Annotated in this window: 5 protein-coding genes; all 5 read right to left on the bottom strand. The window is 70.2% G+C overall.

Features of this window, described 5'->3' with window-relative positions; genetic code table 11:
• Window positions 1-13: 13 nt before the first annotated feature.
• Window positions 14-343, bottom strand: a complete 330-nt coding sequence (locus AB0L53_RS15535; RefSeq protein ID WP_363993503.1) for a hypothetical protein — start codon at window positions 341-343, stop codon at window positions 14-16.
• Window positions 344-449: 106 nt separating this feature from the next.
• Window positions 450-1,097: a dienelactone hydrolase family protein gene (locus tag AB0L53_RS15530; RefSeq protein ID WP_363993501.1), complete on the bottom strand. Its 648-nt coding sequence runs from the start codon at window positions 1,095-1,097 to the stop codon at window positions 450-452.
• Between the two features lie 62 nt (window positions 1,098-1,159).
• On the bottom strand, window positions 1,160-3,172 hold the full coding sequence (locus tag AB0L53_RS15525; protein WP_363993499.1) for an erythromycin esterase family protein: 2,013 nt from the start codon (window positions 3,170-3,172) through the stop codon (window positions 1,160-1,162).
• A 142-nt stretch (window positions 3,173-3,314) separates the two neighbouring features.
• The gene (locus tag AB0L53_RS15520; protein WP_363993497.1) at window positions 3,315-9,356 is read right to left on the bottom strand and encodes an RHS repeat-associated core domain-containing protein; all 6,042 of its coding nucleotides are present in this window, start codon (window positions 9,354-9,356) and stop codon (window positions 3,315-3,317) included.
• 21 nt (window positions 9,357-9,377) lie between these two features.
• Complete coding sequence (locus tag AB0L53_RS15515; protein ID WP_363993495.1) at window positions 9,378-13,370, bottom strand: LamG-like jellyroll fold domain-containing protein; 3,993 nt, start codon at window positions 13,368-13,370, stop codon at window positions 9,378-9,380.
• Window positions 13,371-13,604: the final 234 nt, after the last annotated feature.

Below are 13,604 nucleotides of genomic sequence, written 5' to 3'. Positions count from 1 at the left end.
TCCCCACGCATGATCAGGACGGCATCACGCGTCTGGGCGCCACCAGGTCGGAGTCGGCCCCCGCCGAGTTGGCCACGTTCTCCGTCACCGCAGGACCGGCCGCCACCGCGAAGTCCGCCGACTCGGCACCCGCCCGGAGCATGGCGTTGGGGCCGTCGTCGGCCAGGTACGCCTGCTCGAACTCCCGGCCGGCCGAGTCGTGCCCCCACGGCGCGGCGGCGTGCAGGCTCTCGATCCTGCCCCTGGCCTCGGCCAGCTTGTCCCGCAGCTGGACGGCCGCGTCCGTCCAGCGTGCCACCCCGCCATCGACCACGTGCCGATGGATTTCCAGCCGCTCCCCCATGGGCCTGTCCTTTACACGCGTACGCCTGTACTGCGAATAGACGCTAGTGCGCCATGGACCCGCCGGAACCACGCTTCACCGATCGTCGAAACGATCTGCTGACACTTCAGAGGCGGGTGACGAACCAGTCCGTGGCCAGGCGGGCCACCTGCTCGAGCGTGCCGGGCTCGGCGAACAGGTGGGACGCGCCCGGCACGATCTCCAGGCGGACCTCGCCGGGCATCCGCCGCATCGCCCGGAGGTTGAGGTCGATGACCGCCGGATCCTCGCCGCCGACGATGAGCAGGGTGGATTGGCGTACCCGGGTGAGGACGTCGTCCGCCAGATCGGGCCGCCCGCCTCGGGAGACGACGGTCCGCACCGCGTCGGGCCGCTCCGCCGCGGCGACCAGGGCCGCCGCGGCGCCGGTGCTGGCGCCGAACAGGCCGATGCCGAGGTCCGCGGTCCTGGCGTCGGTGCTGGCCCAGTCGGTCAGCGCGGCCACGCGGTCGGCGAGCAGGCCGATGTCGAACCTGAGCTCGCCGGTCAAGGCGTCACGCCGTTCCTCCGCCGTGGTCAGCAGGTCCGCCAGTACGGTGACCAGGCCGACGGCCTGGAGCCGCCCCGCGACGTAGCGGTTGCGCGGGCTGTGGCGCCCGCTGCCGCTGCCGTGCGCGAACAGCACCGCTCCGCGCGGCTCGGCGGGCACGGCGACGTCGGCGTCCAGGGCCACGTCACCGATCGGGATCCGTACGCCGGCTTCCGCGATGTTCATGTCCCCTCCCCGAAAGGTCCTCTCCCGAAAGGTCCTATCCCCCGAAGGTCTCCTCCCCGAAGCTAGACCGCGAACGGGTACGTCTCGGGCGCCTCGCCCCGCTCCCAGACGGCGGTCCGCTCAAGCGGTTCCAGCGCGCGGGTGTCGTCGATATGGATCAACGCGTCGAACTCGTCGGCCACCCGGGCCTGGAAGTAGTGGCTCTGCCGCTCGGTCTGCGGCCGGTAGATCACCCCGATGGCCCGCTGCAGGCGCGCCGTCCGCAGCACGTCGGCGGCGGGCCTGGCCACGTCGAACCAGAGCAGGAACTCCCCGCTGCTCGCCTGGTGCAGCAGCTCCTCCACGCTGCCCGGCAGCGCCGGCCGGACCGTCTTGCGCTCGGCCGGGCCGCCCCAGTCGTCGGCGGCGGTGACCGTACCCGAATAGGTGGTGAAGCCGATCAGGCGGCACTCGCCGGGGTGGCGCTCGCGGACCAGCCGGCCGACGTTGAGCTCGCCCCGGGCGCCCATCTCGGTCGCCCGCGCGTCGCCCAGGTGGGAGTTGTGCGCCCACACCACCAGCTTGGCGGGCTCACCACGGACCTGGCCGAGATGGTCGGACAGGGCGTCCAGGGCGTCGGCCATGTGCTCGTCGCGCAGGTTCCAGGAGGAGATGCGGCCGGTGACCATCGAGCGGTAGTAGCGTTCGGCCGAGCGCACGCTCACGGCGTTGCGCTGGGCGTGAAACAGCTCGTCCTCGGCCAGCAGGCCGTCTCTCCTGGCGTACTCGTACGCGTGCCGCTGCAGGTCGGCGAGCTGTGCGACCACCTCTTCCTCGCACGACTCCCCCGCGCCGAAGGCCGCCGCCAGCCCGTACGACTGGGCGTCGCCGTCGGCGTGGTCGAAGCACGCGTACCGCTCGCGGGCCCGCGCCGCGGCCTCAGGGGAGACCCGATCGAGGTAGTCGATGACATCCTGCATGGACCGGTACAGGCTGTACAGGTCCAGCCCGTAGAAACCGGCCTTGCGCGCCTCGTCGCCGACCCGGTCGTTGTGATCGCGCAGCCAGCCGACGAAGTCCACAACGGCCGTGTTCCGCCACATCCAGGTCGGGAAGCGCTCGAAACCACGCAGCGCCTCCTCCACCGTCTCGTCCTCGCCGCGATCGCGCACGTAGCGGTTCACCCGGTAGGCGTCCGGCCAGTCGGCCTCGACCGCCACGCCGTGGAAGCCGTGTTGTTCGATGAGCTTCCTGGTCATCTCCGCCCGTGCGGCGTAGAACTCGGCGGTGCCATGCGTAGCCTCCCCGATCAGCACCAGCCGGGCATCCCCGACCAGCCCGAACAGGGTCTCGTCCGGGGGGACGCCGTTCTCGACGACCGCGGCGGCCATGCGGATGATCGCCGCTTCGGACCGCCCGCCGCCCGTGCGCGTACTGTTCGCGTTCCCGGGTCGTGCCGCCGCCCGCAGCAGCTCCCGTACCTCTTCGTCGGTGACCTGGTCGAAGTCCCAGTACGCCTGCCCGACGGCGAAGAACGGGGACGGCGTCGTGGCGCACACGACCTCGTCCACCTCCAGCCGCAGCTCCTCGCAGGTCGAGCTGGGCGCGGCCGGCACCGCCACCACGATGCGCTCCGGCCGCAGCCGCCGCACCGCGAGCAGGGCCGCCCGCATGCTCGACCCGGTGGCCAGGCCGTCGTCGACCAGCATGACGGTACGGCCGCCCAGCTCCGGCATCGGCCGCCCCTCGCGATAGGCCAGCTCCCGCCGTACCAGCTCGCGGCCCTCCCGCTCGGCCGCTCGCCGCACGACCGACGGCTCGATGCCGAACCCGCGGACGACCTCCTCATTGAGCACGATCACCCCGCCGCTGGCGATCGCCCCCATCGCGAGCTCCTCGTGCCCCGGCACGCCGAGCTTGCGCACGAGGAACACCTCCAGCGGGGCCTCCAGCGCGGCGGCCACCTCGTAGGCCACAGGTACGCCGCCGCGCGGCAGCCCGAGCACGATCACGTCGTCACGATCGCGGTATTGAGTCAGTAGACCGCTCAGTGCCCGTCCGGCGTCCCGGCGATCACGAAAGGTGTGATCTGCCATAACCGTCCCATCCCATCTCGTGACAGAGCGTGTGTGACCTGCTCCTACTTCCTCCCTTCCCTCCCTTGGACAATCAGTCCCTTCCGTGGATTAATCACTCGTGTCTCGTCCCAGTGGATCGGTGATTTCAGCCAGGGATCGTTCAGTAACAAGTGGTCGCGACTGTCGCTGCCGCGACGGGACCGACCAGCACGGCGGCAGGACCCGATGCCACGGTGCCCGCAGTGCCTCCGACCACCGCGGCCCAGCAGTTCAGGCCCTTTTTGATGTTCTCCCAGCTGTAGTCCTTGGGGGCCCTCATCGCTATATCCATGTAAGTAGTGGTGCTGACACCGCCCGGATTCTTAATGCTGTGGTTGAGGTAATCGGCCTCGTAGTCGAGAATCCAGGGGTTGTCCCCGAAACCGAGCTTGATGTACTTGCTCTCCTTGGTCGTCATGCCATCGACCTTGGTGACCACGGTCTTCGTGCTCCCCTTGTCGGAATACGTGGTGGTCGTTCCGGTGGGCGCGCCGCCCACATGTCCGCGTGGGCCGCCCGCGCCGTTCCAGTCGTGCTGTGCGGCACGGCTCCGCGCGGCCAGCAGCGCCGGCAGGCTCTCGCAGTAGAGCCGGTCCGCCACGCAGCTGCCGCCGAAGTCCTTCAGGTGGGCGATCGACTTCGGCTTCTTCTTCTTCAGCGGCATCCGCACCGGCTTCTTCACCGGCCTCTTCAGCTTCTTGATCGGCTTCTTCGGCTTCTTCGCCGGGGTGGGCTTGTGGCTCACGGGCGGATTGTCGCCCTCCAGGTACCTGAGCCCGTCGGGGTCGCTCATCGTGGCCGGGTTGTTGTTGCTGTAGGCGTAGGCGTTCATCTGTTGCGGATCGAGTGGGTCGATGACCGGGTCGACCGACAGGAACCTGCCCATCGCCGGGTCGTATTCGCGGGCGCCCAGACGGGTCAGGCCGGTGTCCGGGTTGATCGTGCCGCCGACGAAGCCGCGGTCTCCGGCGGGCCAGGTGGTGGCCGCGCCGCGCGGAGCGCCGAACAGGTCCAGGCGCCGGGAGGTGGCGGCCAGAGTGGTGGAGTTGATGGCGGTCTGGGAGGTGCCGTGGTGGTCGGCGACCGTCCAGGTGAAACCGTCACCGGTGCGGGTGCCCAGGCCGTCGTAGTAGCGGGTTCCGGTGGTGGAGCCGGTGGCGGTGTTGAGCCGGAGCTCGCCGTCGCCGAGGAACAGCGTCACCGAGCCGGGGTCGCGGCGGATCAACTGGTCTCCGTCCGCGGCGTACAGGTAGGAGGTGGTCTTGCCGCCGGCCGTGATCGACGCCAGGAGGCCCTCGTCGTCCCAGGCCAGGGTCTGTGCGCCGCCGGATGCCGGCCGCGTGATCGTGTTGCCGGCCGCGTCGTAGGCGTACGTCGCGTTCGTCGAGCCGGTGGTCGTGGCGGTGACCGCGTGGGGCCTGACCACGCCGTCGCCGGCGGTCGGATAGGAGTAGGTCGTCGCCACGTCCGCGGCGCCGCCGAGACCCTTCGCGGTCATAGTGCGCCGGTTGCCGGTCTGGTCGTAGCCGTACTGCTGCCAGTAGGGCGCGGGGCCGCCGATCACGGACGCCGACGGGGTGGCCGCGCAGGTGTCGGTGCCCTGGGCCCAGGCTTCGGTGACGCGGCGCAGGTAGTCCACCGTGAAGCACTGGCTGTCCTTCGCCGCGCCCACGGTGCGATCGGTGATGCGCTTGACGTTGCCCATCGGGTCGTAGCCGTAGGTGAGGTCGTTCACCATGACGCCGTTGGCCTTCTCGCGTTCGGTGAGGGTCTCGGTGACCCGGCGGGTGCCCTCCTCGTAGTAGGTGGTGCTCCACAGCCGTTGCCCGGCCGGGCCGAGCTCACGCTGGGCGATCTCGGCCAGTTCGTTGTACTCGGTGTCCGTGACGTAGGTCAGGTCGCCGGCCACCGTGTCCGGCCGGCCGAGATCGTCGTAGCCGTAGGTCAGCGTCTCCTGCGCGAGATCGCCCAGTTTGGGGAGGGTCTTGGTGGCCGGGCTGCCGTCGGCCGCGTACGTCAGCGTCGTGGTGTAGGTGCCGGCGAGCTGGTTCTCCGCCGCCGGGATGGTCACCGACGTCGCTTCCGGGCGTCCGGCCGCGTCGTAGCCGGTGACGGCGTTCACATAGCCCTGCCCGTTGACGTACCGGGTCGAGGAGGTCAAGGCGCCCTTGGCCAGCGTGTCGTAGACGGTCTTGGTCAGCAGCGTCCCGGTCGCCGAGGTCAGCCGGGTCTCCGCGGCGCGGCCGAGGTCGTCGTACACCGACACGACGGTCTTGCCGCGCGCGTCGGTGGTGGTCAGCAGCTGGTCGGCGTCGTCGTAGGTCATGGTCGAGGGGCCCTTGTCCGGGTCCTCCGCCTTGGTCTTGCGGCCGAGCACGTCGTAGGTGTAGCGCCACACGTTGCCCGCCGGATCGGTGACCTTGGCCAGGTCGCCGGCCTTGGTGTAGGCGTAGCGGGTCACGTCGTTCGGGCCGCTCAGGGTCCTGCCCTGCCACTGCACCAGCGCGTAGACCTGGTCACGGGCGTCGGTGTACGTGGTGGTCACGGTCCCGCCCTCGGGCGGGATGACGCTGACCCAGTTGGCGCTGTACGACGTCTCCGTGCGCCATCGCTCGCCCATGGTGCCATCGGGCTTGAGCGTCATGGTGATCTCGGCCCGCTTGCGTTCCGCGCCGTCGTAGGTGGTGACCAGCGCGTTCGGCACGTTGCCGCCCTCCGGCTGGTACAGCGTCGTCCCAGGGGCGTCGGCGTGGTGGTAGGCGGCCCGTTTCACGCTGACGAGACCGCGCGAGTCGTACAAGGTGTCGGTCAGGATCCGGCCCCCGCCGGGGCTGGCGGCCTGGGTCTGCCGGGAGCGTAGGAAGCCGTCATACAGCGCGTACGTCACGATGCGGTTGCCGTTGGGGCCCAGCGTGCTGGTGAGCACCCAGTTCGGCCCGCCGCTCCGGCGCAGGCCGTACTCATAGCGCGTGTTCGGGGTGTCCCCGGCCGCCTCGGTACGGCCCGGCTGGTACACCTTCACCAGCCGGCCGAGGGCGTCGTAGGTCAGCGAGGTGGTCCGCTGGTTGGCGTCCTTCTCCTGGACGGTGCTCCCCCACGCCGGGTCGAGGGTGGTGGTCACCGTGTGGCCGAGCGGGTTGGTCACCTTGGTCTCGGTGGTCAGCCCGTTGACCTCGGTGTACGACGTGGTGGTCAGCCGGAGCAGCGCGTCACGCGCCTCCTTGACCCGGCCGTAGGAGTCGAACGCGGAGGTATCGCTCACCCGGTAGGCGGGCGTGGATCCGTTGTAGGACTTGGCCTCCTCCGTCCTGGTCACGTCTCCCCGCAGCGGCGCCGTGCCGAACTCCTGCCCGTCGTACGACAGCCGCGTGTCGGAGATGGCGTCGGCCGGGTAGGACGGGTCGCTGCCGCAGGCCACGCCGACGGTCGTGGTCCTGCTCGGCAGTTCCACCAGCATCAGGGCGACATTCTGCGCGTACGTGGTGGTGGTGCACTGATCATCGCTGGTCACGGCGACGTCGCCGAGGTCGTTGACCTTGGTGGGGTTGCCGTACTCGTCGTAGGTGGTCTCCACGCGGGTCACCCGGTAGGTGCCGGTGGTGTACCGTTCGCGAGTCTCCGTCCGGGCGGTCTCCACCTGGTTCGCCTGGAGGCTGCCCTGGGTGGCGGTGAGCCGGGTCCATGGGTCGTTGATCGCGCCGGTGACCTCGTTGGTGCCGTCGTAGGTGATCTGCTCGCGCAGGAAGCCCTTCAGCGGCTCGGCGTCGGCCAGCGCCACGCCCGCGGAGTCGGTGACGTTGGCCTGCTTGGCGCCGCCGGCGGTGTTGAGCCGGTCGCCGTTCATACCCCGGAAGTACAGGTACTGGGTCTTGGACTCGGGTTTGTTCTCGTCGTTGGCCGGATCGCCCTTGCGGACCGTGACCTTCTCGAACCCGCGCCAGTCCGACCAGGTGCGTTGGCTCTCGGCCACCAGCGGGTTGTCGTTGTACGCCCAGGCGCCGCCCTTGACGGTGTCGTAGTCGTAGCTGGTCACCATGTCCTTGGTGTCGGTCACCAGATCGTCCTGGACGACCTTGCTCACCACGTACTTCTGGAACCAGTCGTTGACCGGCGTGGTCGCGGGCGGCATCGTCCACCGCTGCGGGAAGCAGCGCTTGGTGTTGGTCTCCGCCGCCGCCGGCAGGGCGCCGGGGGCGCAGTCGGGCCGCGCGTAGCTCACGTTGATCGCGCCGCCCGACTCGGAGACGATGCTGGTGATCCGGGGTTTGTTCAGGGCGGGCAGGCCGTCCGCGACGAAGTTGACCCGGTTGGCCATCATCGTGCCGTCGAAGGTCACCGCGTCCAACTTGATCGGGGTTCCGGCCAGTCCGGTCTGGGTGACGCTGTTCAGCCACAGCGCCTTGTCGCCGGTGCCGTCGTTGGCCGGCGGATAGGTGTAGGCGAATTCCCACTGGTCCACGCCGCGGTAGTTCCCGCCGCCGGTCGACACCTGGGTGGTCACCTTCGCCAGGCGCTTGGTGGACCAGAACGTCGGCGCGTACCTGTCCGCGCAGGCGATCGACGCGCAGTCGGTGTCCCACGGCACGTCCGGCCAGACGGCGGTGGTGTGGGTGGCGCAGCTCTGGTCGGGCACGCAGCGGTCGGCGGAGTCGAACACCACCCGGGCCGGCGCCGGGCCGGAGTACTCCTGGCCGGCGCGGGTGCCGTAGTCGATGCGCGCCAGGGTGCCGCCACGGGTGTAGGTGCCCGTGCTCGCGCCGTTGTTCTGGGCGTACCGGTTGCTCTCCTGGTTGTAGAAGTAGCTCATCGAGTTGCCGTGCGCGTCCACGACGTAGTCGAGGTTCCAGCGGTAGGCCTGCTGGCACGCCGAGGCGGCGAACGTGGTCGCCTTGCACGGCTCGTCGGTGTCGTTGCCGTACACCGGCGCCGTCCAGGCCGACTGCGTGACCTCGCGTCCCGTCGCCCAGCCGGGCAACCGGTTCAGGCCGAAGAAGTACTGCGTGCCGTCGCTGGTGGTGACCTTCCAGTACTCGCCGTTGTCGTCGCCGTTGGCCTGGGGATCGTCACGGAACAGGTGCTCGACCCGGGTGCCGTCGTCGTCCTCCGGCCGCCACACGCCGTTCTGGTAGACCAGCGGCCCGGACTGCTCGCCGAAAGACAAAGTGGCGTTCTCGGTCTCCCAGCACAGGTCGCCGGTCTTGGTCTGGCCGTTGTTCCCGCCGAGGTCCTCCGCGCAGCTCTTGTACGACCGCTCGATGAACCCGGGCGCCAGGTTCCAGCCCTCACCCACCCACGACGGCTGGTTGTTGGTCGCCACGGTGTGCCCGTCCACCGCGCCGGAGGAGTAGGAGAGCGCCAGGGGCGGGTCGAGCTCCCCGGGCACCGGTGGCGTCCGCATCGGGTACGACCAGGCGAAGTCGCCGCTCTGGGTCGAGACCTGCCACTGACTCGACGGAGCCAGCGAGGTGGCCTTGTAGTCGCCCTTCGGCCCGTTCGGCGCCGCGGTCAGCGCCAATGTGCCGCCCGCGTCGCCGACCGACACCTCGGCCGACACCGTCGCGGCCTTGAGGTCGTTGCGTACGGCGGTGACCGGCGTCTGGTCGCCCGAGGCTGGGGCGAGCCGCAGGCGGGACGCCCAGTCAGCGCCGTACGCGTCCTTGAAGGCCGAATAGTCGACCGTGACCGTCACCGGCCCACGCTCGGCCTTGCCATCCGTGCGCCGTACCGAGACCAGCAACCCGGCCACGCCCGCCCGCTCGGCGGTGGCCCGGTCCCGCACCTCGACCTTCACCCGCTCCGGCCCCGGCCGGCCCGTGGCCGCCACCCACACGGGCAACGACCCGGCCCTCGTCCTGGCCGCCGCGGCACGACCCGCCACCGGTGACAGCGTGACCTCGGCCGCCCCCGTCTCCGGCCAGTCCGCCTTGGCGGCGGAGCGGCGGGCGGGCGCCGCCTCCGGGTCGGGCCGGGCGGCCGGCGGCACGAAGTCCGCGCCGGGCACGGACTCGACCTTGTCCGGCTCGCTCGGCTTGACCGGCCCTTGGAGGGCCATGACATCCACGACCTGGGCCGGTGTCGCCCCGGCCGGAGTGCTCGCCATGAGCACGACGAACAAGCAGGCCAAGGCCGTGATCGGCCACAGCCGCCATCGGTTACGGCGCATCAGTCGAGATCCCTTTCCGGGTCAGAGTCCAGTGACGGCGAAACCGAGGGAGCGGTCCTGCGTCTGTCCCTCGCACTTGGGATCACGCGAGTCGAACAGGTCGCCCCAGCTCGCCCGGCAGCGGAACAGCTCGACGCCGACGGCGTTCGGCGCCCCGGGCACGGACTGCGGCGCGCTGGTCCAGATGAAGCCGAGCCTGCGCACGACCGTCTTGCCCTCGCATGCGGCGTCGGCGGAGGTGAAGGTGTCGGTGCCGTCCTGGCAGCTCATCAACGCCGTGGTGCCGGGCAGCTGGGTCATCGACAGGGTCCCCATGTTGCCCTCCGGACGGTAGTTCGCCGGGAGCCGGGCGGTGTCGCTGGCGTGGTCGTACGGGTAGCCCGTCGTGTTGTGCCTGATCAGGTGGGTGTAGGCGCGCGTGTAGCCGAGCGCCGGCAGCTCCGTCGTCTGGCCCTCACACCCCGGATCCGTGGAGGCGAAATGTCCCACGCCGGGAACCTGGCACCGGTAGACCAGGCGCGTGGGCACACCGGCGGGCGGCGTGATGTAGAAGCGGCCGACGCTGCCGAGGTTGGTGTAGGTGCCGCAGTTGTCAGGGGCGAGGAAGTAGTCCGCCGTCCCGCTACGGCACGAATAGATCACGCGAGTGTTGGGCTCGTCCGCCCCGGCCGGCTGGCCGAGGGAGAACTCGAAGTGCGAACCCGCCGGCACCGGCCCGTCCGTCACGATGTGCGGCCCGGCGAGGTTGACGTATCGGGCGATCTGGCTCCCGTAGAGGCTGCGTCGCTTGGTGACGGGCTTGTCCTTGTCCGCCTTGATCTGGTCGGCGGTACGGACGCCGGTCCACGCGTGCACGTCGTCGACGTCTCCGGCGAACGGTGTCGCCGCCGCGCTGTTCTGCCGGCCCCGGCCGATCTGGAACGCACCGGTGGCGTTCACCGTCGCCGTGGCCTTCTTCCAGGCCACCTTCGCGCCGTCGACATAGAGCTGGATCTCCTGAGCCGCCGGGTCATAGACCCCGGCCAGATGCGTCCACGCCCCGGCCTGCGCGCTCTCACCCGAATCGGCGCTGAGGGCAGTCAGCTGGGTGTCGGTCGCCGACTGCGGCAGCGCGAACGACCACTTGTGGGTGTCACCGCGATAGCGCAGCTGGAAGCCGCTCCCCTGGCCGGCGTCCTGGCTGAGGACCGTCCGCCACTGATCGTCGGCCGCGTCCAGCCTGGCCCACGCGGTGACGGTGAAGCCGGCATCGGTACGGAGCACCGGCACGCTGGTCGCCAGCGTCTCGGTGCCGCCGCCGAACCGCACCGCCCCGTCCCCCACCTTGCCGGTGGTCCAGGAGGCGGCGCTGCCCAGGGCGCCGACCCGGTAGCTGCCGGACACCTCCTGCGCCGTCGTGCCGGTCCCGTCGTCGAGCGGCAGGAACAACTCCTCGGCCGCCGGGCTGCCGGCCAGATCGTGGATCTCCTCGGTGGCCAGGGTCCGGTCGTAGATGCGCACCTCGTCCAGCGAGCCCGGCCAGTAGTCGACCGGCCCGGCGGCGTATCGGGCCCGGCCCAGCTGCACCGTCCCGCTCGCGCTCCATGGTGTGGTGTGAGCGGCGGGCGCGCCGGCGACGCCGTCCACATAGAGCTTGATCGCCTTGGCGGCGGCGTCGTACTCGCCGACCAGATGGGTCCACCGGCCGGCGACCGCCGGGCCCGCCGATTCGGCGACGTGACGCGCGGCGGCGTCGGCGTCGGAGGCCGGCATCATGAAGTTCCACTTCTTGGTGTTCGGGTTGTACTGCAGGAAGAACCCGCTGATCCGGGTGCCGTCCTGGCTGACCGCCGTCCGGTAGACGGTGTCGAGCCGGTCCAGCTTCACCCAGGCCGAGACGCTGAACGTCTTCGTCGTATCCACGGTGGCGCCGCCCGTGGTCTCCCCGTACGCGGTGCCGCCGTCCAGCCAGAGCGCGTCACCATGGCGGCCGGTCCGCCAGCGCGCCGCGGCGGAGAGGGTCGCGTCGTGCTGGGCGGGCGACTCGTCGACGGCCTTGGTCTCGACGTACCCGTCGAGCTTCCAGTGGCCCCTCGGCGGCGTGCCCGGCCCGACGATGAAGTGGTAGCGGTACAGCGGCCCCAGGTTGTCCGCGCGGTCGACGCTGCGGGCGTACAGGTCCAATGAGCCGTCCTCCGGCGGTGTGACCAGTATGTTCGCGCTGCCCGAACTGGCGGTGACGGAGGAGAAGGTGTTCTCCTGGCCGTACAGGGAGTACTCGAACCCCTTCACGTCACTGACGCCGTCGGCGCTCAGGGTGAATCCGCCGGTGCGTCCGATGCCGCCGCCTCTGGGGCAGGGGTCGTAGTCCGGTGGCGGGCATTCCGGGTAGGTCGTCGAAGTGACCTTCGGCGCCTTGTCCGGGCCCTTTCTGTCGATGGTGACGTCACACCACTGCCCCCACGGCCCGAAGTCGACGCCGTCGGCGCCCCGTACGCGATAGGCCAGATTGGCGCCGTCCGCGGCGTTCGCTGTCGGCACGTCCATGGTGAAGGTGGAGCCGGACGCCTTGTACTCCGTGGCGGCCACCCCGAGCCGCGCGCCGAACCTCGTGTACCACTCGAACTGGGCCTGCACAGGGCCGCCGTCGGGGTCGGAGACGACCGCCGACATCTGCGGCCCGCGCGGTCCCTTGTTGGGGTCGTTGTCGATGTAGGGATTGATGTACGGCTCGTTCGGCTGCACGGCGCACGCGTCGTTCTCCACCGTCTGGCCGGTCGGCGTGTTGGGGTAGCTGTTGTACGTGATGACCAGGCTGGGGTTGGTGTTGAACTTCTTCCAGCCGTACGCGTCGCCCTCGTTCGCCGCCTTCAGCATGATCGCCGTGAGGCCGTTGCTGTTCGCCACCGCCGTGTTGACCGCGGCGGTCGCGTCGAACCCGACCCAGTTGCCGGGGCAGGCACCGCTGTAGCCGTAGGCGACGTTGACCGTCCCCAGGCCGACCGGGCCGCCGCCGGGGAAGGGCTGGTTGTTCCAGGTCGTCCCCGCGCTGACGGGGTTCGTCCCCCACGCCTCGACCGGCCGGGCCGAGCACGAGGGGGCGTAGTTCTCGAAGGCGTTGAACTCCGCCACCTGTACGTGCTTGCCGACCATGAACGACGCGTCGTACTGGAAGTACGAACGGGCCACCCCGATGCCGTTGCAGCCCGGCCAGTCGCAGTAGCCGACCTTGGCCAGGTTCTCCCCGTCACCGCCCCAATAGGCCTGCGACGGATGGCCGGACAGCACCATGGCGAACCCCGTCTGGCCCGCGGCGAAGTCCGGGTCGATGTACATCGGGAACGTCGCCGCCGGATCGGTCAGCAGCTTCTTGTCCGGCCGCAGGACCAGCGTGTCCTTGCCCAGCTCAAGCTCGCCCACAGCCCGCTTGGTGGCCGACGGCGTCGAGTCCCACGCCATCGGCGCGCCGGACCCGAAGACCTGCTTGCCCTTGTCGTCGTAGGCGCCGATGTTCCCGTGCCCGTCGTCGCGTACCGACACGCCCTTCGCCGCCAGGCCGAACGTCAGCTCGGCCAGCTTCGGATTCGCCGCCGCGGCCTTGTCCTTGACCACCAGCACCTCGGTGAAGCCCTGTGCGGTGGCGGTCATACGCAGATCCACCCCCGCGACGACGTCGGGGTAGGTCGCGGAGTCCCGGCTCAGCACCGGCTTCGGCAACGGCGCCGGCCAGCGCAGCTCGACCTGCGCCTTTCCCTGCCCGAGCCGTACGAGAGGCTGATCGCCACCGCCGGAGAAGACGACGGGAACCGTGGTCGCGCCCGGCTCCACCCCGCCGTCGGCCCGCCGCCGCAGCGCGGTGTCGACCGGCACCCATCCGGAGTCACGCTTGACGCGGACCGGGATGGTCCGCAGCTCGGCGGTGAACGATCCGTTCGGGTTGGCGTAGACGTCCCGGCTCTCGGCCTGTTCCGCGGTCACCGCGACCCGCTTGCCGGACCGCTTCGCCTCACCGACCGCCCAGGACGCGGAGCCCACCGGATCGTTGACGGTGAAATTTGTTGAACTCGCGGTAACCGCCGCCGCACTCGCGTCAGCCGGTGCCGCCACGGGTAATAAGCCGGCGCATACGGCCGTCAATCCCACGAGCGGAGCACGCAAACATCGCCACACGGTGTCTCCAAAAGATAATCGGGGGCAGCCTGCAACGGCCCTGTTGAGCTGCCGGTTCGACAGAAGAGGCCGCACATTTCGGCCAGGCTCAGTGTCAGC

Origin of the sequence: Nonomuraea sp. NPDC052129 (assembly GCF_040680095.1) — a bacterium.
Classification (GTDB): domain Bacteria; phylum Actinomycetota; class Actinomycetes; order Streptosporangiales; family Streptosporangiaceae; genus Nonomuraea.
The sequence above is the reverse complement of the archived record's forward strand: the minus strand, read 5'-3'. Positions and strand labels throughout refer to the sequence as shown.